The organism is Bradyrhizobium sp. USDA 4449 (genome assembly GCF_054056275.1).
Genome location: NZ_JBSRYD010000001.1, coordinates 648,532 through 668,137, shown reverse-complemented (window position 1 = coordinate 668,137; position 19,606 = coordinate 648,532). Strand labels below are relative to the sequence as shown.

The window sequence follows — 19,606 nt, the reverse complement described above, 5'->3', positions numbered from 1 at the left end:
GGCATTCGTTCCCATGGGCGATCACATGAAAACCACGCTGCTGAAATCCGAAGACTACACCCGCTCGCCATGGAAGAACGGTGGTGGCATCTTGACCGATATCGCGGATGCGCATCGGCCCGGTACGACCGAGAAGGATTGGGACAGCCTGCTGTGGCGCTTTGCTGCCACGCCGATCGTGGCGCCGGGCCCGTTCTCCCACATGCCTGATATCGATCGCCTGCAGATGGTGGTCGGCGGGCGCGGGCTGGTGCTGAAAGCGCCGGGGCAGCAATTCGACGAGCGCGAACCGTTCACCACCGTCCGCTTCGCAGGCGAGATGGAGATCGTGACGGAGCTCGAAGCCGGCCCGGTCGAGGTCGTCAATCTGATGGCGCGGCGCGGTGCGGCGGATATCGAGCTTTTGGCGCTCCGGGAGCCCTGCGAGCGGCCGCTCACCGCCGGTACCCATCTGGTCTATGCGGTATCAGGCGATTGCGGCATTGGTCTCGATAGCCAGGCATTTGTCATTCCCGGCGGCAGCACACTGAAGCTCGAGCTCACCGCGGCGTCCAGGTTGACGCTCGTTTCGGGGTTGGCTGTGCTGGGGTCGATCCGGCTGGTCGGCTAGGTGACGATCCTTTCGGGTGCGAACAATCCGTGCAACTGGCCAGGTTGACGCGGCCGATCCGGAACACGATATCTGCGGGGATGATGATGAAGGCCAGGAAATGAACGCGCCAGACAGGATTCCCGCCACCACGCATGCCGCCGGCGTCGTCGATTGGCTGACCAACGGCACGCGCGACCAGCGCTTCATCGACAACATCTTTGCCGAAATGTGCATCCGCCTCCAGCAGGCCGGCATTCCCCTCAAGCGGGCGACGCTTCATGTCCAGATCCAGCATCCGCAATGGCTGGGGGCCCGCATCATGTGGTCCGACGGCATGCGCGAGGCCGAGATCGGGCGGGTCGACTTCGATGTGAGGGAGCGCTCGGAATATATCGGCAGCCCCGCCAACGAGCTGATCGATGGCGCCACTGAAGTGCGCGAGAATCTCGAACGCGATCCGGCACTCGGCCGCAAGCATGCGCTCTATGACGAGATGCGGGCCAAGGGCCTCACCGACTACGTCGCCTGGCCGCTCTACCACACGCTTGGCAAGCGCCATCTCATCACGTTCGCGACCGACAGGCCCGGCGGTTTCGACGATTCGCACCTCGCCGCTCTCAAGAGTGTGCTGCCGGTGCTGGCGCTGGTCAGCGAGATCCGCATCAAGAACCGCCTGGCCCGCACGCTGCTGGAGACCTATGTCGGGTCCCATGCCGGTGAGCTGATTCTCGCCGGTGCCACACGGCGCGGCACCGGCACGACGGTGCGCGCCGCGATCATGATCTGCGACTTGCGCGATTTCACGAAGATCTCCGACAACTGGCCGCGCGACGACGTCATCGATCTGCTCAACGATTATTTCGACGCGATGTCCGAGCCGATCGCGCGGCATGGCGGCGAGATCCTGAAGTTCATCGGCGACGGCCTGCTCGCGATCTTTCCGCTCAGCCAGCCCAAGGCCTGTGCCAATCTCTTGCGCGCCGTCACCGAGGCCCGTCAGGCGATGGCGGCGCTGAACGAGCGCAACCAGGGCACGGGTCGTGCGCCGCTGAACTACGGCATCGGCGTCCATGTCGGGGACGTCATGTACGGCAATATCGGTTCGACCAGCCGGCTCGACTTCACCGTGATCGGTCCCGCCGTCAACATGGCCTCGCGGCTCGAGGCGCTCACCAAGCAGGTCGGCAAGCCGGTGCTGCTGTCGCGCGACTTTGCCGAACTCGTCACGCCGGAGTTTGCGCTCGAGCGAGTCGGCCAGCACGCCGTCCGCGGCTTCAGCGAGCCGATCGAGCTGTTTGCGTTTGAGGCCGGCGCGGGGGCGTAACGGCAGCACTGCTCAGGCGCGCGCTGTTGCCAAGGCGCGAGCGTCCAACTACGCTCCAGGTCCGCAGAATGGTCCAGCGGTTGGCCCGCAAGCTCATGCCCAAATTCCTCCGCATCGGTCTTCATCAGTCGAACGTATCAGGATACACGTCGAAGGCGTGGTGTGTGCGGCGGGTCGGCTCGGCGGTGTTCCTGAAATGGGGCGCTGTCGAGGTTCAGGGCGCAGGCAAGAGCCGCAAGGTTTACTGGACGCATCTGCCGCAGGAGAAGACGATCCGTTGCGGTACCGCGCAGCGCGCCAGGGATTACACCAAGTCCGCGATCGCGCGACGGCGCAGCCATGACTATGAACCGCTAAGCGGTGCCATCGTGGCCCGGCGCAAATCCGCCAATGGCAGCGCCGAGCTCAAGCAGGCGCTCGCCACGATCCTGATCGTCGACATCGTGGGCTCCACGGCAAAGGCCGCCAAGCTCGGCGATGCGCGCTGGACCAAGGTGATGGGCCTCTATTACGCCGCGGTCCGCAAGGAGCTGAAGTCGTCGCGCGGCAAGGAAGTCGTGACGACCGGCGACGGCGTGCTCGCGACCTTCAAGGCGCCGACAGCCGGCATCAATTGCGCGACCGCGATCCGCAAGGCCGTGCGCACGCTCGGCCTCGACATCAGGGTCGGCCTGCACGCCGGCGAATACACGATCAGCGGCGGCGAGATGGTCGGTCTCGCCTTCCACATCGGCACCCGCGTTGCCGCCAAGGCGCGCGCCGGCGAGGTCCTGATCTCGAGCGCGGTGAAGGACCTGCTCGCAGCGCAATCCCAGATCCGCCTCAGGGATCACGGCAGCCACCAGCTCAAGGGCGTGCCGGCGCGGTGGCGGTTGTATCGGGTGGAGGGTTGAAGGGGGCCTCTCCACTCGCCAAGACCCTGGCCCCGTAAGCCCGTTGCGGTCCTCGTCCAACGAAAGAGACCGCCTTGACGGCGGCCTCTCTCCTCTCTTCTCACCAGCGATCGGGACCAACGCCGATCGTGACGCCCGGGCCGTCATATCCATATCCGCGATCGTAGTAGCCGCGGTCGTAATAGCCGCGGGCCGGCGCCTGATAATAGCCGTAGCTGTCGCGCCACCTTGCGTGGCGGTGGTGGCGACAATCTCCCACGCCGGCCATCAACTGACCGCCGCTCATGGCGGGACCCTCTGCGCCGACGGCGTAGCTGCCTGAGCTCGTGCAGGGACCAGGGCCTTGCGCGAAGCTCGGGGTTGCCACCGCACTCGCCGCGACGACCGCCGCGATGATGCCAATGCTTGGAACGATCTTCATGTCCGTCCTCCAGTTTTGAACACGGACCAACGACGCGCCGCCGTCGACGTTCCTGCAACGGGCTCGGTTCCACCGACGTTCTGGATCCGGTGCGTCAACTGGATGGCGGAGTTCCCTGGGTGTCGCGCTCGGCCAGGAACTGACTGATGGCGTCGAAGGCCTGCATACGGTTCTTTTCCAGAAGCACCATATGGGTGCCTTCGCCGATCTCCACCCAACGCCGGTATGGCGCCGCTGTGAGCGAGCGGAAGAAATCCTGGGTCGAGGCCGTGGTCACGTCGCGGTCCCATTCGGCGTGAACGAGCAGCACCGGAACGCGAATGTCATGCGCGTCATAGAACGCTTTGCCGGCGCCCCAGTAATCGCGGATATCCTGGATCGGACCGTTCACCGCGCGCATCACGCGAGGGCGCCCGGCGTTGCCTTGTGGATCTGTTGCGAGCGAGGCCTCGGCCCAGCGCTCGAACCAGCCCTCCGGGATCAGGTTCACGCGGGCGGCTTCCGGCGCAGCCGCGAGCCAGCGCTCCCTGAAATCGAGCACGGGGACCTTGCGGTAGGCGCCGAGCGCGCCGCCGGAATCGATCGGAGCGGGGGCGTTCAGCAGCCACAGCGGCGCGATCAGTGCGAGCTTTTGGACCTTCTCGTTATTGTCAGCGGTATAGGCACCGGCGACCGATCCGCCCCAGGACATCGCGACGAGATTCAGGCGCGGGATGCCGCGACGTGCAAGGATATGCTCGACCGCGCTGGCGAGGTCGCGCACCGCGACATCGGTGCGAACAAGGGGCGCCGAGTCCTGCGCTGGCGCGTCCATCTCCGGCGGCCGGGTCGATCCGCCATAGCCGCGCACGTCGAGCGCGAAGACATCGTAGCCCTGGGCGGCGAGATGATCCATGAAGGACCGGCCGCCAAGCGGCACATCGAAAAGGCTTGCCGAGGAATAGGTCGCGCCATGAACCAGCAAGACGGTCCGCTCGGCAGGGAAACTCTTTTGTGCCCTAGCGCGCTTGTTGCGAAGGTGAAGCGAAATGCCGACGGTGTCGCTCGGGATCATGAAATCCTCGACCACGAGGTCGGGTTTGTATCCTTGTGCAAGAACGTTCTGGTCCATCGTCATTCTCCTTTCAGTCAGAGGAATTGCCAGGCGAAGCGCTCACCGCTGCGGGTGATGCGGCCGGCGGAGGACTGCGCGAAATGGGTGGTGAAGACGGTCGCGCCGCTCTCGGCCGCGTCTTCGAGCACGATGTTGCGCGAGCGGAGCGCCGCTTCCGGGAATTCGCAGAAGCAGGAATTGAGCGACGGCTCGTAGACCTGCAGTGGGTGGTGCATCACGTCGCCCGCGAACAGCGCTCTCTCGCCGCGCGACACGAGACGGATGGAGGCATGGTCGATGCTATGGCCTGGCGTCGCGGTGAACGAAATTCCCTCAAGGACCTCGCTGCCATCGACCGTCACCAGCCGCGCCAGGCCGGCATCGATCACCGGCCGCACGCTGTCGTCATAGACGCGATCGGCGGGCTTTCGCAGGGCAGGGCCCAATGCGGGATCCGCTGCCGGCTCGTCGCCATTAGCCAGGCTCTCGCCATAGGCCTGCTCGATACGAGAGAAGATGTAGCTCGCATTGGGGAACGTCGGCATCCAGCGACCATCGACGAGCCTCGTGTTCCAGCCGACATGATCGGCGTGAACGTGGGTGAGGAGCACGTAGTCGACATCTTCAGGCGTGATGCCCGCAGCTGCGAGCCGCGCGAGGAAAGGCTCGTTGAGCCGGTGCAGCGGCGGTATGTCGGGCCTGTTCTTGTCGTTGCCGGTGGCCGTATCGATCAGGATCGTGTGGTGCGGCGTTTTGACGAGCCAACTATGGATACTCTGGATGAATGTGCCGGTCGCAGGATCGAATGAACCTGCCTCGAGCCGCGCCTGCCGGCGCTGCAGTGCCTCCGGGTCCGCGCCGGGATAGAGCGCGTCGAACTGAAAGGCTGCCAACGCCAATTCGTCGATCCGCGTGATGGCTGCATCGCCGATGTGATAAGTCTTCGTCACTGAGCCGTCCTCCGCTTCGATCGGCGCCCGGCGCGGCGTGATTGCCGACGTCCCGGACCTGCCGCCGTGGCTGTGAGGTACGAGCCGGGCTGCGCTCGCGGGAGGGCGGTCGGCTCGATACGTCTCATCGATGCCGGTGATATCCGGTCTTCCGGCGGTCTGCCTTTTCATGGCCGCGTGAAGGCCTTAAGCCTTTCTCTTCGCGGCTCATTCGGTCGCGCTTGTTTGCCCTCAGACGGAGGATGCCTCGATGGCGGATGTCGAACGCAGTCCGGGCCGGCCGGCCGATGATTCCGATCTCGCCGAGATCGACCTCGGCCTGCTGCTCGCTCTGGAGGCGCTGCTGCGCGAGCGCAACGTCACGCGCGCGGCGTCGCGGCTGAACATCGGGCAGCCGGCGCTGTCGGCCCGGCTGAACCGGCTGCGGCAGGTATTCGCCGACCAGCTGTTCGTGCCTGCGGCGGCGGGCCGCGGCGTGGTGCCGACGACGCGGGCCATGGAGCTGCAGACGGAACTTGCCGAGGTGCTCGGCAGGCTGCGCCGGATGGTGGAGGGACCGGCCGCCTTCGATCCCGCAAGAGACCAGCGCACCTTTGTCGTTGCCATTCACGAGAATCCGGCCGTGACGCTGGCGCCAGGTTTCGTTGCGCAGCTAACGGCGATGGCTCCGCGCACGCGGCTCGCGCTCGTCCACCCCACGCCCGACATCGTCGATCGTCTCGAACGTGGCGAGATCGATATTCTGGTCACGGGCACCGACCGGATCAGCGGCGAGCTGATGCAGCGACCGCTGTTCGAGGACAGCTTCCTCACCGCGCAACGGAAGGGCCACCCGCGCGGAACAGGCCCGCTCGATCTCGACACGTTCTGTGAGCTCGACCATCTGCTGATCTCCGCGGACGGCGGCGGCTTTGCCGGTCTGGTCGACGACGCGCTGAGCGCGCTCGGCCGCTCCAGGCGCGTCGCCGTCTCGATCCAGACCTATGCGCTGGCGCCGGTCATCCTTGCGCACAGCGATTGCATCTGCACCCTGCCGCGGCGATTTCTGATGCGCTTCGCCCACGAGCTCGATCTCATCCCTCCGCCGCTCGATCTGCCGCCCGCACGCATCCTCGCGCTATGGCACCCGCGCAACCAGGAGGACGCAGGTCATGCCTGGTTGCGCGACCGCCTCTATCAGGCGGCTGCCGCCAATTGAGTGCGAGCGCGCGTCGGGAGGTGAGGTGTGGATGCTTAGCTCGACAGCAGCGCACGTGCGGCGCGGGCAAGGCGGCGGCCGACGGTCTTCTGCCGAAGTGCCTCCGTCCAGTCGAACATGCTTGAATTGACATCATAGTCGCCGCGCTGGGCGTCCGGTATGGCGCCGGCCACGATTCGTGCGATCAGATGTGGCAATTCCCGATAGAATCTATCCGTGCGATACGGTGGATGGAGCGAGTAGAGCCCGGCTCCTGAACCGAGAAGGTCTATGCGGGAAAGCCCGTTGCGGATCATGGCGGCGGAGATGATCTCCTCGGCCGGCATCGTCAGTGGCGACTGTCGAAACAATTTTGCGCGGAGCCGGCGCCGCAGATCGGGACGGACCAGGCCCAGTGCGCCGATCGACGCATCGAATTTGTTCTGATCGAGAACGAAGATCCGCGTGCTCACGGTGCGGAAGCGGTAGGCCGGGTAGGCGGTGGCGAGCCGCTCGGGCGGTTGGATACCGGTCAGCCCCGGGAACGCTCCATGCAAATCGCCGAGTGTGCCGTCAGCGCGGGGCGGACCTGGAAGTGGTCCGGCGAACAGCGCGTCCGGCGTCGTCTTCAGCCAGCCGATCGCCTCCTCAAGCCAGACCTGGCTGCCGCCGCCGAACAGCATGTCGCTGTCCATATGAACCACATAGTCCGCGTTCGCCTTCAGCAGGCCGTAGAAATAGGCATGGAACGGTCCGCCATCGAAGGCCTTTTCCGGATAGGCACGACTTTCGGAGAAATAACGTTGCCGCACGGACTCCAGCGCCACCGGCGAATAGTCCACCTCGGAAATTTCCGCCTTCGGTGACTTTCGTGCGATGGCCTCCAGCAGTGCAAACAGGCGCCCGCGGCTCTCCTCGTAGGCGTCGCCGGTGTAGCGGCCGCTCCTGCTCTGCCTGGTGTCGACGGTGAAGACGATGCGATCGACCTGATCGCCCCATACTTCGAGTTGATGCGGAAGCGTGTGGACTGCATGGCGCACGTCCAGCGGATGCAAATTGATCTGAAGCGCGGATCTGACCTGCATCTCATCTTTCCTCGCCGCTGAACTGATCGACCAGCTAATTTTACCAAGGAAGGCCTTCTGCAGAAGCCAATTCGCACTGCTTCGTTAACAAACCGCGGCAGATCGCTAAACCCGGTCGGAGTTGCTCGACCGCGGCCGGCGGATCGCCGGGGCCGTTCAATCCGCTCAGCGCCGAAAAGATCAAAAATTGACGTTCGGTTAACAAGGCTGCGGTAACCATCGATGTCCTTACCCTGATCGTGACCGAGAGGAACCGCCGCGGATGCAAGGCGCCGAACTGGCTGACGGGCACGATCGAGGCTTCGCTGAAGCCGTGCGGACGGCGCTGGCAAAGCTACAGGTCCTCGATTGCCTCCGCTGCGCCGTGGTCGTGGCAACCTTGCTCTGTGTGCTGGTCACACTCGAGCCGTTCAAGGATTTGACCGTCATCGACGATGCCGCGGGCAAGCTCGCCGCCACCTATCTTTGCTTCGCCGTCCTCGCAGTGATGGGTGTGCTGCTGTCGGTACCGCGAAATGTCGCGGCCTTCAGGACGCTCTGGACGCCCCTGCATCTATGTTTCCTCGCCTGGATGGCACTCAATATCCTTCTTTCCGAAAATCCCGCGATCTCGCTGCAGCGATTTGCCTTGACCGCGAGCGTCATGTCGCTCGCCGTCATGATGCCCCTGCTGCCCCCGAGCCTCAGGTCCTTCAACCTATGCTTCGCGGTGGCGGCAATCGGCCTCCTGCTGCTCTGCTATCTCGGGGTGATGCTGGCGCCCGGTGTTTCAGTCCACAATGCAGCTGATGCGGCAGAGCCGGGGCTCGCAGGCGACTGGCGAGGAACTTTCGAGCACAAGAACGTCGCCTCGCCCGTCATGGCGATCCTGGTTTATTTTGGCGCGTATCTGATCTCGGCGGGAGCGTTTCTATCCGGACCGGCAATCCTTGGTCTTGCCGCCGTCTTCCTGTTGTTTACGGGCGGGAAGACGGCGAGCATGCTTTGCCTGGTCGTCTGGGCTGTGGCGTCGGTGGTCGGGGCAACGAAGGGCTTCTGGCAGAAATGCGCGATCTGCTTCGTGCCGCTACTTCTGATGAATCTGCTGACCGTCGGCAGCGTCGCCATCCCGCAACTGACACCGCTCACCAACGCGCTTCCCATCGATACGACCTTTACCGGGCGCACCGAAGTCTGGGAGTTCGCGCTGGGCGCGGTTGCCGCAAGGCCCTTCGCTGGCCACGGCTATGCGGCTTTCTGGGACGGCGTCAAGGACAAGAAGACCGAGCAGGGGTCCGAATGGGTGGCCACTGCGGCCCACAGCCACAACAGCTACCTCGATCTCGCCGTCACCATCGGCTTGCCGGGGTTGATTCTCGTCGTTCTCATATTCGTATGCGCGCCCCTGAAGAATTTCCACGTGGTCCAGAGCCGTGGCACCGGCCAATCCCTCGCCCGGTTTTGCCTGGTGGTGTGGCTCTTCGGACTTTACTACGGGACGACGGAAACGTTCTTGCTCGACCGCCAGAATCCGATGTGGTTCATGTTCGTGGTCGCAGTCGTCGGCTTGCATTTTCTCGCGCGATTTGGCGTGAGATCTTGAACCCCATGCTGTCCTGCCCGCGGCTGCGGCTTCCCAACCTGGTTCGACCGGGACCATGTACCAGGTCGTCAGGACGAGCTTTGAAAACAGCCAGCGGCCGTTCTCTCTGACGTATTCGTCGTCGAAGCGTCCCTGAATCCTTGCCCGCAGGTCCGCAACATCGTCTGCATTGCTCATGGTCCATCCGTTGTCGTCGGCGGCCTCATCATCCTGTTCATGTTCTCCTGCTGGCCGCTCGTGGGTCTGTGGAAGTGAACTGGAGATTGGAGCACTAGGCCTAGCGCGCTCGCGCGTCGCGCGGCTTGCCGAGCTGAACCGGTGGGGCGATCGAATGGCGGGAGGCAAAGTCGATCAAGGCGGCCCGCGCCGGACTGTCCGGCTGCAGTAATTCCCTGTGCGTGCCGAACAGGGTCACGGCGACCTCGATCTCGCCTTGCCAGTTCGTGATCGCGGATGAGATCGCGAGCAAGCCCGGAATGTAACGTCCATCGACATAGGCGATGCGTTCGCGCCGGATCTTCGTCGTCAGGGACTGCACGCTTTCCAGGCTGGGATCGAGATCCGGCCAGCTCAGGCCGACGGACGCGGCACGCTCGAGTTCGTTTTGCAGCCGCGCGGTCAGTTGTGGAGACGGCAGGTAAGACAGGAAGATGCGTCCCGTCGCGGAGTCCAGCAAGGGAAACGTGCTGCCAAGACCGATCGACGTGGTCGTCAGATGGGGACCTCGCTCCATTCGGACCACGGTCGGGCCATTGTGGCTCCAGACGGCCAGCAGTGCGGCTTGGCCCGTCGTCGTCGCCAGCTCCTCGAGTTCGTCGGAGGCGCGGACGACGAAGTTGTTCCGGCTGATGGCGGCAACACCGAGCTCTGCCGCTTCGCGGCCGAGGTCGTAGCGGCCGGAGCGCTCCTTCTGCACGGCAAGGCCCGCATGAATGAAGCTCGCCAGGTAGCGATGCACCTTGCTCGGTGGCATGCCGGCTTCGCGCGCGATGTCCGATAGCGTCGCCGGCCCATCAAGGGACCTGAGGACTCGCAGGACCGACAGCGCGGCGTCGAGAGCCTGGATGCCGCCGGGGGCCGTGCCGCCGCTCTCGTCATCGGTGTCTTTCGCCGGCGTCCGTTTCATCGCAACAAATCCTTGAACTCCTGCGGCACGCTGGCGCCGCGGAGTGCGCCCGTATCCGTGACCGAGGCCCAGGCGCGCTGTTCGAATCCGCCAGCAATCTGCACGTTTCCGCTCGACAGCTTGTAATCGATTCGAAACCGCCGCTCCTGCCACTCGGCCACCTCTGCGCGGATCGTCAACTCGTCGTCGTAGCTCGCGGGCGCCACAAACTTTGCGCCGACATTGATCAAGGGCGTGACGCTGTTGAAGCGGCGCTTGAGCTCCCGCTGGCTCAAGCCAAGCTCCCGCAGCCAGCGCTGCCAGGTGCAGTCAAGCCAGTAGAAGTAGTTGGGATAAAAGACGATTCCGGCTTCGTCGCAATCGCCCCACTCGACCGTGAAAGCTGTCTCAAACATCCGGAAATCCTCCCGCGGCGCATCCCGCCGCGCCGGCTTGATTGCATATAAGAAAATTAATTCCCTGATATGCAAGAAATATATTGCATGAAAAGAAATCTGTTGCATAATACGCAAACAGAAGCGGTCAATAAAGCGCAACAGGGAAGGGAAGGTCATGCGGCTCAGTCGCATCGCGGTGATGGGAGGCGGTCCCGCGGGCCTGTATTTCGCCGCGCTCTGGAAGCGTCGGCATCCCCAGGACCACGTCGACCTCTTCGAGCAGAACCCGGAAGGCGCGACCTGGGGCTTTGGCGTCGTCTTCTCCGACAAGGCGCTGGAGTTCCTTCGCGCCGATGATCCGGAAACGGAGCAGGCCGTGTCGGCGCGCATGGAGGCCTGGCGCGACATCGCGCTCGTTCATCGCGGCGAACGTGTCGTGCTCGACGGCGTCGGTTTCTCTGCGATCGGCCGGCTCGATTTCATCACCCAATTGACCGGGCGCGCACGATCCGCCGGCGCAAATCTGCACTTCGGCAAGCTCGTGCGTTCCGTCGACGAACTCGCGGGATACGACTTGATCGTGGCCGCCGACGGCGTGAACTCGCTGGTGCGACGGAGCCATGAAGGCGACTTCGCGACATCGCTGTCCTACGACCACAACAAGTTCGCCTGGTACGGCACCACCAGGCGCTTCGAAACCTTGACCCAGACCTTCGTCGAAACCGACTTCGGCTGTTTCAACGCCCATCACTATCGCTACTCGCCGACGATGAGCACGTTCATCGTCGAGTGCGATCGGGCAACCTGGCTCCGCGCGGGCTTTGCGGAGAAGTCAGAGGAAGAGAGCAGGGCGCTTTGCGAGAGGGTGTTCGCCGATACGCTCGAAGGGCATTCCCTGGTCAACAACAAGTCCGTCTGGCGCAATTTTCCATGGCTCTGGAACGATCGCTGGTCACACCGCAATATGGTCCTGGTCGGTGACGCGCTCCACACCGCGCATTTCTCGATCGGCTCCGGCACGCGCCTCGCGCTCGAGGACGTCATCGCCCTCGTCAATGCACTCGACGGTGAGCCCGGCAACCTCCGCCGTGCGCTGGAAAACTATGAGGCCGCGCGCCGCCCTGTGGTGGAGAAGCTGGTCAAGGCCGCAAGGACCAGCGCAGCCTGGTACGAGCGCTTCGCCGACCACATGAAGCTGGCGCCGCTGGATTTCGGCTACAGCTACATCACCCGTTCGGGTCGAATCGACGACGACCAGCTCCGCGCGATGTCGCCGCACTTCATGGCGCGGTACGACGCGAAGTCAATGACCCCCGTTCATTCGTGATGATGAGGACGCCATGCTGACGGAAGGAATGGATCTCGCATTCGTGGAGCCGATCGTGGACCGGGTGCCCGATGATGCGCCCAGCGCAAGGGAAATCGGCTTCGAGATCTCCGAGCGCTACAATGCCAGCGAGATCCTGTTCGACAACCTCAGAGCGGGTCGTGCCGACAAGGTCGCGATCTACACGGCCTCCGGCAACACCAGCTATGGCGAGTTGTGCGCCGATGCCGCCAGATGCGGCAACGCGTTCACCTCGCTCGGGCTCGTCCGGGGCGACCGCATGCTCCTCCTGCTCAACGACACTGCGTCCTATCCCGCCGTGTTCTTCGGCGCGGTCCGCGCCGGCTTCGTGCCGATGTTGATCAACACGCTGTCGCCGAAGGACCTCATCGGTTTCTACCTGCAGGATTCCGCCGCCCAGGTCGCGGTCGTCGACGCCGAGTTTGCTCATTTGTTCGATCGGGAAACCACCGGCGGATCGCGGCTGCACACGCTGATCGTGGTCAACGGCGAGGTTGCGCCCGAATCGCCCGCGGTCGACGTGCTGAACGGCGATCGGTGGTTTGCCGAATTTCCCGTTGAGATCGAAGCCGCCCCCACGCGTCGCGACGACATGGCGTTCTGGATGTACTCCTCGGGCAGCACCGGTCGGCCGAAGGGCATCGTGCATCTCCAGCACGACATGGCCTACACGGCTGACAGCTTCGGGCAGCACATCCTTGGCATGACGGAGAGCGATGTCTGCTTCTCCGTGCCGAAAATCTTCTTCGCCTATGGTTTCGGCAATTCGATCACATTCCCGTTCTCGGTCGGCGCCAGCACGATCCTGCTCGCCGGGCGGCCCGAGCCCGGCGCCGTTCTGGACCTCATCGAACGGTTCAGGCCGACGCTCTTCTTCGGCCTGCCGACGCTCTACAACGCGCTGCTGCATCATCCGCGCATCGAAACGGCCGATCTGTCGAGCGTGCGCCTCAGCCTGTCGGCCGCCGAAGTGCTGTCGCAGGACATCTTCAACGACTGGAAGCGGCGCTTCGGCCTCGAGATCGTCGAAGGACTCGGATCGACCGAGGTGCTGCACATCTATCTCTCGAACACGCGTGCGCAGAAGAAGGCCGGCACTGCCGGCAAGCGCGTTCCCGGCTACGAGATCCGCCTGACCACGCCTGACGGCGAGCCCGTCGCGCAAGGCGAAGCGGGCGTGATGTGGGTCCGCGGTCATTCCAACGCGCCGTGCTACTGGAACAGGCCCGACAAGACCGCGCAGACCATGCGCGAGGCGGGCTGGATCTGGACCGGCGACAGGCTGGTCGAGGATGCCGACGGCTTCTTCACCTTCGTCGGCCGTGTCGACGATCTCATCAAGGTGAGCGGCCAGTGGATCTACCCGGTCGAGATCGAGCTCTGCCTGTCCGAGCATCCCGCCGTCCGCGAATGCGCGGTGCTGGGCCTCGAGCTTCCTGATCGCCGCATGACCACGAAAGCCTTCGTGATCCTGCGCGACGGTCATACTGCGAGCGAGTCGTTGACGCGGGACCTGCAGGATTACGTCAAGGCAAAACTGCTTCCCTACAAATATCCACGCCTGATCGAATATCGGCCCGATCTGCCGAAGACGGGAACGGGCAAGATCGACCGGCAACAGTTGCGCAGCACCCCGTTGCTGGCCTGAACGCGCAGCCGCCTTTTCCAAAACCTGCTGAAAGTCACAGCCCAAGAAACCCACGCCCACTGGAGTTCGTGATGTCCGCTGCGAATATCGTCGACGTTACCGAGGTCATCGAACAGGCGCGGTTCGGGCGCCTCCAGCTGCTGATCCTGGTTCTTTGCGCGTGGATCGCACTGCTCGACGGCTTCGACACCCAGGCGATCGCCTATGTCGCGCCTGTCATTGCCGAGCAATGGGGGATCGCCATGGCCGGCTTCGGCCCGATCTTCGGTGCGGGCCTGGCCGGGCTGGCCGTTGGTGCGTTTGTGCTCAGCCCGGCGGCCGACCGGTTCGGCCGCAAGAGCGTGATCCTGCTCTCGGTGCTGCTGTTCGGCATCTTCGCAGCTGTCACGGCGCGCGCGACCACGCTGAACGAGCTTCTGGTCTACCGCTTCCTGACCGGCCTCGGCCTCGGCGGCGCCATGCCCAACATCGTCGCGCTGACCAGCGAATACGCGCCGAAGCGGATGCGCGCGCTGCTCATCGCCATCATGTTCTGCGGTTTTCCGCTGGGCTCGACGATCGGAGGCGTCATCAGCGCGCCCCTGATCGGTGCGTTCGGCTGGCAGGCGGTCTTCGTCGTGGGCGGCGTGCTTCCGCTGCTCACGCTGATCCTGCTGTTCGCGTGGCTGCCCGAGTCGATCCGCTATCTCGTGACACGCGATGTTGCGGACAGCAGGATCGCGGAATTGCTCGCAAGGCTCGATCCCGCCATCTCGCCTGCGGCGGCGGGCCGCTATGTCGTGCCCGGTTCGCGCGCGTCGGGCTTTCCCGTAACCAAACTCCTTGCCGAGGGCCGCGCATCCATGACGGTGCTGCTCTGGGTGGCGTTCTTCATGAACCTGCTGGTCATGTACTTCCTCGTCAACTGGATGCCTTCGCTGCTCAAGGCCAGCGGACTGCCTCTCACCGTCGCGATCCTCTCGACGGCGGTGTTGAACGCCGGTGGCGTGGTCGGCGCGATCGTCCTCGGCCGCTTCGTCGATCGGCTCGATCCCTATCTGGTGCTCGGCGGCGCCTATCTGGCTTCGGCGCTCTTCATCGCGGGGATCGCCTTTGGATCGGGCCATGTCTGGACCTTGATGGTCTCGACGTTCCTCGCCGGGTTCGGCGTCGTCGGTGCGCAGATCGGCATGAACGCGCTTGCGGCCGGCCTCTATCCGACCGAGATCCGCTCCACCGGCGTGGGCTGGGCGCTGGGCGTCGGCCGCATCGGCTCGATCATCGGCCCGGTCGCAGGAGGCGTGCTGCTCGGCTTCGGGTGGACTGCGCAGTCCGTCGTCCTGACCGCGGCGGTCCCGGCGTTGCTGGCGGGCCTCGCGGTGCTCGCGCTTCGTCGACGAGAGCCGTCGCTCGAGCTCGTGCCCTCGACCGCGACGCTCCATCACTAACAGCGAGACAGGCTATGTCCCACGATACGATCATGGCGCCAACCGCCGACACACCGGAACGCCGGGCGTTCTACGACAAGATCGACAAGAAGAACCTCACGGCACTGTGGCTGTCGCTGGCCGATCTCGTCACGCCCGAGCCGAGAAGCGCATGCCGCCCGGCATCCTGGCGGTTCGACGAGATCCGCGCGCATATGCTCGAGGCCGGAACCCTCATCACCGCCAAGGAGGCGGAGCGACGCGTTCTGGTCCTGGAAAATCCGGGCTTGCGCGGCCAGTCGAAGATCACGACGGATCTCTACGCCGGCGTGCAGCTGGTCATGCCCGGCGAGGTCGCGCCGGCGCATCGCCATACGCAATCCGCGCTGCGCTTCATCCTCGAAGGCGAGGGTGCCTACACCGCCGTGAACGGCGAGCGCACCATCATGCACGAGGGCGATTTCATCATCACGCCGCCCTGGGCCTGGCACGATCACGGCAACCCCAGCTCCAATCCGGTGTTCTGGCTGGACGGTCTCGACATCCCCGTCATCCAGATGCTCGACGCCTCCTTCGCCGAGCATCTCGACGTCGACGAGCAGCCGATCACACGGCCGGTCGGCGACAGCGACGCCCGCTACGGCCACAATCTGCTTCCGGTCGATCACAAGGGCGGCGGCGGCACCTCGCCGGTGTTCAACTATCCCTATGCACGCACGCGCGAGGCGCTCGAACGGCTGCGGCGCGCCGCCGCCTGGGACGCCTGTCACGGGCTGAAGATGCGCTACACCAACCCGATCACGGGCAATCACGCCATGGCCACCATGGCGACCTTCATCCAGCTCCTGCCAAAGGGCTTTGCGACCGCCTCGTACCGTTCGACCGATGCCACCGTGTTCGTCCCGATCGAGGGCAGGGGCCGCAGCGTCATCGCGTCCCGCACAGGCGAGGAGATCGTGGTCGAGTGGGGCAAGCGCGACATCTTCGTCGCCCCCTCCTGGCATCGCGTGCGTCACGAGGCGATCGATGGTGATGCCGTGATCTTCTCCTATTCCGATCGACCCATTCAGGAAGCCCTGCATCTTTTCCGAGAGGACCGTGGCAATGCCTGAGGCCTTTACGCACTCCGATTTCGTTCTGCCGCCGCCGCCGCAAGCGTCCGTCGCGGTCCACAATTCGGTGGCGCGCTTTCCGCTGCGCCGGCTCATCTGCGTCGGCCGCAACTACGCGGCGCACGCGCGGGAGATGGGGCGCGATCCCGATCGCGAGCCGCCGTTCTTCTTCATGAAGCCCGCCGACACGGTCGTCGACGATGGTGCGAGCGTTCCCTATCCGCCGCAGACCAGCAACTTCCACTACGAGATCGAGCTGATCGTCGCGATCGGGCAGGGCGGCACGGACATTCCCGTCGCGCGCGCGCTCGATCATGTCTGGGGCTACGGCGTCGGCATTGACCTGACCCGGCGCGATCTGCAGCTTCAGGCCCGTGAGCAGGGCCGTCCCTGGGACTGGGGCAAGGGCTTTGACCTCTCCGCACCGATCGCTCCGCTGCGACCGGTCTCGGAGGTCGGCCATCCCAGCGCGGGCCGCATCTGGCTCGCCGTCGACGGCGTGACCAAGCAGGACTCCGACATCGCAAAGCTGATCTGGCCCGTCGCCGACATCATCTCGATCTGCTCGCAGTCGATGGCACTCAAACCCGGCGACATCATCATGACCGGCACGCCCGAGGGCGTCGGCCCCGTGCAGCGTGGGCAAGTGATGACGGGCGGGATCGAGGGGTTGGGCGAAATCAGGATAGCCGTCGGGCAAGGCTGACGCGGTGAAGCCTGCGGGGACGGCATAGCTCAGTTGAGAGCACCGTCATCGCAGCTCCGCGTCGACCACGGGCGGAGTGGCGCCCGCAAGCGGCGACCAGGCCAGCGATGGCCGCCGCATGCTGTGGCGCCGACTCAGTTGCGCGTGAGGGCGAGATGGATCGTTTGGCCGGAGGTGCGTAAGGTTCCCTGTCAAAAAACGCGCCGGCGAGCCGGCTGGCCGCACTTAATGAGCCGCGCAGTCGCTGTGCGTCCTGCAAATGAATCGACTGTGTCTCTATCAGAATGTCCCGCACTTTATCAGCGTCCGCGGTGTCGTGGCCGCGCTTTTTGAGGTTGGCGATGAGGCCTTCCTGACGAGAAATGAGGCGCCTGCCCTCGTCGGCGTGCCGTTCGGCCTGGGCAAGGTGCCTTTGAATCATCGCTGGGTCCATTGTCTCAGAACGCATATGGCGCGTGTTGGTTCGGTGACCGCGGTAGGACGAAGCCAAGTTCCGCGTGCCCTGAAAAAGGTGGCCCGAACCGAAACCAACTTAACAAATGTGAATTCTTATGGCGGGGCTTCGGGGAGACTGCGAGGTGAGCCATGCATTTGTCGCTTGTAGAGGCCATCTCCACCGTTGCCGCCCTGAGTGCAGTGTTCCTTGCCGAAGTGCTGGTTTTCGCTGCCCTTGGATTGATCTGAGGTGGCCCCATGGTGACATCGTCGTCGCAGCTGGAGACAGCGCATTCCCGAGCCATCTGCCATGAGATTGGCGAGAGGCTGCGTCTCGCTCTGAACAAGGACCAATCGCCGGTACCGTCCCACTTGCGCGCAACACTTGATCGTCTTGCGGAAATGGACGCCCGGGCGTACCTCCGGTCGATCTCGTCGCTCAAATCGAAGGCATGCGAATAAAAGGAAAGGCCGCCTTTCGGCGGCCCCGACCAATGGGACTACCAGGTTTCCCACTTGTCGCCGTGCCAATATCCACGGCCTTCATGTTCGCGGAACGTGAATTTTTCAGTTGGCCCAGCCTTCCAATTGTCTTCGTGCACGATGACCTTGGACTCGGGTGGGTATGTGTAGGTTTCGTGAGTGTGCCAACACACGTTGCCACTGCATGCGATGGCGGCTGACGCGCTCATGGTCGACGCCGTCAGCATGCCTACGCCGAGCGCCAGTCCGACAACTGCTTTGATCATCACTGCTATTCTCCTTGGTTCTGCGCAATGCCAGCGCACCAACAAGGCCAAGCCGTCGGTCGTTCCTAAAGATCAGCCGAATGGATAGGGGGCATCGATCGTCATGAAATGCGCTGGGATTTGGCCGGAGGCCTTTCGGGCACAGTTCAACAAAAAAGCCCCGCAGAGCGGGGCTTTGAAGTTGATGGCGATGTCGGCTCAGTACCGCGCGACTGCCGGTCCACCGAACCGATAGTTCAGGCGACCGAGCACGAGATCGGTGTCGCCGCCGGTGCTGAAGCCGGCCAGGGCAACGCCGCCCGGAACGTTGAAGGTCGCTCCGTGACGGTTCTCGAAGATGTGGTCGTACTCGACGCCGAGCGACCAGTTCTGCGCGAACGAGAACTCGAGGCCGGCCCCGACCGTTCCGCCGAGCCGCGTGGCGTAGCCGGTTTGGGCCGTCACGACGCCCGCCGTGAGGAACTGATAGTTGCGATCGGTGATCGCCGCACCGCCCTTGGCGTAGAGCAGGACGTTGTTCCAGGCGTAACCCACCTGACCGGTGAACAGACCGAAGGCGTCCATCTTCGAGCTGAGCGTGGCGCCCGGCGCCGGCAGCACCAACGCAGCCCGGCTGCCCGAGATGTCTGCCCAGTTGCCTTGCGCTTCGAGGCCGAACACCCAGCCCGCGCTCTGCCAGCGATAACCGATCTGGCCGCCGACGGTACCGCCGTTCGCATCATAGCTTCCGACGAGAGTTCCCGTGGGATCGAACGTGCGGCGATCGTGGGACTGACCCCAGCCGCCGTTGATGCCGATATAGAAGCCGCTCCAGTCGAAGACGGTCGCGATCGCGGCCGGAGGCGCTTTGGTGTAAGGACGTGCGGCGAGATCGGCGGCCGAAGCAGCCGTTGCCCCCAGGAGCAAAGCGCCGAAAGAGGCCGAAGCCAAAAGCTTGTTCATTCAATTCATCCCACGTGATCTTGAGAATCCCTTGCCCGGGAGAAAACGTAACGAGTTTGGCGCCGGCTTGCTGTAACTGACACGCCACACCGGCGGTGGTGAAAACCAAAATTCGACTTAACCAATGTTAGTCGGTTCCGGATCGGGAAACGGTGGCAGGGGGCAGAGAAATCACAACGAGAAGGCCAGCAAAGGCAACTCTCGATCGGAATTTTCATTGGGAAAAATAGGTAAGTTCCCGGAACGTGGCGATGGAGATCGCTGTTCTGCCGTTGGGGCCTACACAAAGGACGAGGCATGAAAATCCAAACGATTGTTCTTTCCGTCGCGCTCGCGCTGACCTTCGGCACTGCCGCTTCCGCTCAATCGGTGAATGGAACGACGAACGCGACGATCGGCTCGAAGGGAGCTGCGACCGGTACGAACGGCAGGCTTCACTCCTCAGCCAATGCCCGCCTGAACGGCGGCCACAAGAGCTTGAACGGGACCGCGAACTCGACGGTTGGTTCGGCGGGTGCGCATGCCGGCATGAACGGCAAGCTTCACTCCTCCACGAACAGGACCTTGAACAGCAGCAAATAAATTCGCGACGAGAGGGACGCCGCAATGAAAGAGGCCGCCGCGACGGCGGCCTCTCTGC

General features: G+C 64.0%; 19 protein-coding genes. 11 read left to right on the top strand and 8 right to left on the bottom strand.

Annotation, left to right across the window (positions count from 1 at the left end):
- The first annotated feature begins 25 nt into the window (after positions 1 to 25).
- The 3 genes from ACVIIW_RS03140 (at position 26) to ACVIIW_RS03130 (ending at position 2,809) form a co-directional block, all read left to right on the top strand.
- Positions 26 to 610 carry a HutD/Ves family protein gene (locus ACVIIW_RS03140; RefSeq protein ID WP_456705073.1) on the top strand — a complete coding sequence of 195 codons (585 nt, stop codon included), beginning with the start codon at positions 26 to 28 and terminating at the stop codon, positions 608 to 610.
- Between the two features lie 100 nt (positions 611 to 710).
- The gene (locus ACVIIW_RS03135) at positions 711 to 1,916 is read left to right on the top strand and encodes an adenylate/guanylate cyclase domain-containing protein (RefSeq protein WP_456699402.1); all 1,206 of its coding nucleotides are present in this window, start codon (positions 711 to 713) and stop codon (positions 1,914 to 1,916) included.
- A gap of 95 nt (positions 1,917 to 2,011) precedes the next feature.
- Complete coding sequence (locus tag ACVIIW_RS03130; protein ID WP_456705072.1) at positions 2,012 to 2,809, top strand: adenylate/guanylate cyclase domain-containing protein; 798 nt, start codon at positions 2,012 to 2,014, stop codon at positions 2,807 to 2,809.
- Between the two features lie 100 nt (positions 2,810 to 2,909).
- Here the strand turns inward: ACVIIW_RS03130 and ACVIIW_RS03125 are convergent, their stop codons facing one another.
- From ACVIIW_RS03125 to ACVIIW_RS03115, 3 genes are all read right to left on the bottom strand, one after another.
- Positions 2,910 to 3,230: a hypothetical protein gene (locus ACVIIW_RS03125; RefSeq protein ID WP_456699401.1), complete on the bottom strand. Its 321-nt coding sequence runs from the start codon at positions 3,228 to 3,230 to the stop codon at positions 2,910 to 2,912.
- A gap of 94 nt (positions 3,231 to 3,324) precedes the next feature.
- Positions 3,325 to 4,341: an alpha/beta hydrolase gene (locus ACVIIW_RS03120; protein ID WP_456699400.1), complete on the bottom strand. Its 1,017-nt coding sequence runs from the start codon at positions 4,339 to 4,341 to the stop codon at positions 3,325 to 3,327.
- A gap of 17 nt (positions 4,342 to 4,358) precedes the next feature.
- A complete protein-coding gene (locus tag ACVIIW_RS03115; RefSeq protein ID WP_456699399.1) occupies positions 4,359 to 5,273 on the bottom strand; it encodes an MBL fold metallo-hydrolase in 915 nt (304 codons plus the stop codon).
- A gap of 250 nt (positions 5,274 to 5,523) precedes the next feature.
- Here ACVIIW_RS03115 and ACVIIW_RS03110 point away from each other — a divergent pair, with 250 nt between their 5' ends.
- Complete coding sequence (locus ACVIIW_RS03110) at positions 5,524 to 6,471, top strand: LysR family transcriptional regulator (RefSeq protein ID WP_456699398.1); 948 nt, start codon at positions 5,524 to 5,526, stop codon at positions 6,469 to 6,471.
- A gap of 35 nt (positions 6,472 to 6,506) precedes the next feature.
- On the opposite strand, the gene ACVIIW_RS03105 is transcribed toward ACVIIW_RS03110, so the two are convergent.
- Positions 6,507 to 7,535: a glycosyltransferase family 2 protein gene (locus ACVIIW_RS03105; RefSeq protein WP_456699397.1), complete on the bottom strand. Its 1,029-nt coding sequence runs from the start codon at positions 7,533 to 7,535 to the stop codon at positions 6,507 to 6,509.
- Positions 7,536 to 7,797: 262 nt separating this feature from the next.
- Between ACVIIW_RS03105 and ACVIIW_RS03100 the strand changes: the two genes are divergently transcribed.
- Positions 7,798 to 9,117, top strand: a complete 1,320-nt coding sequence (locus ACVIIW_RS03100; RefSeq protein ID WP_456699396.1) for an O-antigen ligase family protein — start codon at positions 7,798 to 7,800, stop codon at positions 9,115 to 9,117.
- A 277-nt stretch (positions 9,118 to 9,394) separates the two neighbouring features.
- On the opposite strand, the gene ACVIIW_RS03095 is transcribed toward ACVIIW_RS03100, so the two are convergent.
- Positions 9,395 to 10,243 carry an IclR family transcriptional regulator gene (locus tag ACVIIW_RS03095; protein WP_456699395.1) on the bottom strand — a complete coding sequence of 283 codons (849 nt, stop codon included), beginning with the start codon at positions 10,241 to 10,243 and terminating at the stop codon, positions 9,395 to 9,397.
- The gene (locus ACVIIW_RS03090) at positions 10,240 to 10,797 is read right to left on the bottom strand and encodes an acyl-CoA thioesterase (RefSeq protein ID WP_456699394.1); all 558 of its coding nucleotides are present in this window, start codon (positions 10,795 to 10,797) and stop codon (positions 10,240 to 10,242) included. The genes ACVIIW_RS03095 and ACVIIW_RS03090 overlap by 4 nt, the downstream gene beginning before the upstream one ends.
- Between ACVIIW_RS03090 and ACVIIW_RS03085 the strand changes: the two genes are divergently transcribed.
- The 5 genes from ACVIIW_RS03085 to ACVIIW_RS03065 all read left to right on the top strand — a co-directional run bounded on the left by ACVIIW_RS03085 (position 10,796) and on the right by ACVIIW_RS03065 (position 16,840).
- Positions 10,796 to 11,947 (top strand): FAD-dependent monooxygenase, encoded by a 1,152-nt coding sequence (locus tag ACVIIW_RS03085; protein ID WP_456699393.1) that lies wholly within the window; start codon positions 10,796 to 10,798, stop codon positions 11,945 to 11,947. The genes ACVIIW_RS03090 and ACVIIW_RS03085 overlap by 2 nt on opposite strands.
- A 13-nt stretch (positions 11,948 to 11,960) precedes the next feature.
- Positions 11,961 to 13,616 carry a benzoate-CoA ligase family protein gene (locus ACVIIW_RS03080; protein ID WP_456699392.1) on the top strand — a complete coding sequence of 552 codons (1,656 nt, stop codon included), beginning with the start codon at positions 11,961 to 11,963 and terminating at the stop codon, positions 13,614 to 13,616.
- Positions 13,617 to 13,687: 71 nt separating this feature from the next.
- Entirely contained in the window at positions 13,688 to 15,043 is a 1,356-nt protein-coding gene (locus ACVIIW_RS03075; protein ID WP_456699391.1) for an MFS transporter, read from the top strand.
- A 14-nt stretch (positions 15,044 to 15,057) separates the two neighbouring features.
- Positions 15,058 to 16,134: a gentisate 1,2-dioxygenase gene (gene gtdA / locus ACVIIW_RS03070; protein WP_456699390.1), complete on the top strand. Its 1,077-nt coding sequence runs from the start codon at positions 15,058 to 15,060 to the stop codon at positions 16,132 to 16,134.
- Entirely contained in the window at positions 16,127 to 16,840 is a 714-nt protein-coding gene (locus tag ACVIIW_RS03065; protein ID WP_456699389.1) for a fumarylacetoacetate hydrolase family protein, read from the top strand. Before gtdA ends, ACVIIW_RS03065 begins: the two co-directional genes overlap by 8 nt.
- A 935-nt stretch (positions 16,841 to 17,775) precedes the next feature.
- Here the strand turns inward: ACVIIW_RS03065 and ACVIIW_RS03060 are convergent.
- Positions 17,776 to 18,024, bottom strand: a complete 249-nt coding sequence (locus ACVIIW_RS03060) for a hypothetical protein (RefSeq protein WP_456699388.1) — start codon at positions 18,022 to 18,024, stop codon at positions 17,776 to 17,778.
- A 198-nt stretch (positions 18,025 to 18,222) separates the two neighbouring features.
- A complete protein-coding gene (locus ACVIIW_RS03055) occupies positions 18,223 to 18,966 on the bottom strand; it encodes an outer membrane protein (protein WP_456699387.1) in 744 nt (247 codons plus the stop codon).
- 297 nt (positions 18,967 to 19,263) lie between these two features.
- Between ACVIIW_RS03055 and ACVIIW_RS03050 the strand changes: the two genes are divergently transcribed.
- On the top strand, positions 19,264 to 19,548 hold the full coding sequence (locus ACVIIW_RS03050) for a hypothetical protein (protein WP_456699386.1): 285 nt from the start codon (positions 19,264 to 19,266) through the stop codon (positions 19,546 to 19,548).
- Positions 19,549 to 19,606 lie beyond the last annotated feature (58 nt).

What these genes read in the sequence shown, in the direction of transcription:
- ACVIIW_RS03100 (WP_456699396.1), top strand. Translation starts at nt 7,798, where the DNA reads ATGCAAGGCGCCGAACTGGCTGACGGGCACGATCGAGGCTTCGCTGAA.
- ACVIIW_RS03105 (WP_456699397.1), bottom strand. Translation starts at nt 7,535, where the DNA reads ATGCAGGTCAGATCCGCGCTTCAGATCAATTTGCATCCGCTGGACGTG.
- gtdA (WP_456699390.1), top strand. Translation starts at nt 15,058, where the DNA reads ATGTCCCACGATACGATCATGGCGCCAACCGCCGACACACCGGAACGC.
- ACVIIW_RS03125 (WP_456699401.1), bottom strand. Translation starts at nt 3,230, where the DNA reads ATGAAGATCGTTCCAAGCATTGGCATCATCGCGGCGGTCGTCGCGGCG.
- ACVIIW_RS03060 (WP_456699388.1), bottom strand. Translation starts at nt 18,024, where the DNA reads ATGATCAAAGCAGTTGTCGGACTGGCGCTCGGCGTAGGCATGCTGACG.
- ACVIIW_RS03110 (WP_456699398.1), top strand. Translation starts at nt 5,524, where the DNA reads ATGGCGGATGTCGAACGCAGTCCGGGCCGGCCGGCCGATGATTCCGAT.
- ACVIIW_RS03075 (WP_456699391.1), top strand. Translation starts at nt 13,688, where the DNA reads ATGTCCGCTGCGAATATCGTCGACGTTACCGAGGTCATCGAACAGGCG.
- ACVIIW_RS03120 (WP_456699400.1), bottom strand. Translation starts at nt 4,341, where the DNA reads ATGGACCAGAACGTTCTTGCACAAGGATACAAACCCGACCTCGTGGTC.
- ACVIIW_RS03130 (WP_456705072.1), top strand. Translation starts at nt 2,012, where the DNA reads ATGCCCAAATTCCTCCGCATCGGTCTTCATCAGTCGAACGTATCAGGA.
- ACVIIW_RS03065 (WP_456699389.1), top strand. Translation starts at nt 16,127, where the DNA reads ATGCCTGAGGCCTTTACGCACTCCGATTTCGTTCTGCCGCCGCCGCCG.
- ACVIIW_RS03135 (WP_456699402.1), top strand. Translation starts at nt 711, where the DNA reads ATGAACGCGCCAGACAGGATTCCCGCCACCACGCATGCCGCCGGCGTC.
- ACVIIW_RS03050 (WP_456699386.1), top strand. Translation starts at nt 19,264, where the DNA reads ATGAAAATCCAAACGATTGTTCTTTCCGTCGCGCTCGCGCTGACCTTC.
- ACVIIW_RS03080 (WP_456699392.1), top strand. Translation starts at nt 11,961, where the DNA reads ATGCTGACGGAAGGAATGGATCTCGCATTCGTGGAGCCGATCGTGGAC.
- ACVIIW_RS03140 (WP_456705073.1), top strand. Translation starts at nt 26, where the DNA reads ATGAAAACCACGCTGCTGAAATCCGAAGACTACACCCGCTCGCCATGG.
- ACVIIW_RS03055 (WP_456699387.1), bottom strand. Translation starts at nt 18,966, where the DNA reads ATGAACAAGCTTTTGGCTTCGGCCTCTTTCGGCGCTTTGCTCCTGGGG.
- ACVIIW_RS03085 (WP_456699393.1), top strand. Translation starts at nt 10,796, where the DNA reads ATGCGGCTCAGTCGCATCGCGGTGATGGGAGGCGGTCCCGCGGGCCTG.
- ACVIIW_RS03090 (WP_456699394.1), bottom strand. Translation starts at nt 10,797, where the DNA reads ATGACCTTCCCTTCCCTGTTGCGCTTTATTGACCGCTTCTGTTTGCGT.
- ACVIIW_RS03095 (WP_456699395.1), bottom strand. Translation starts at nt 10,243, where the DNA reads ATGAAACGGACGCCGGCGAAAGACACCGATGACGAGAGCGGCGGCACG.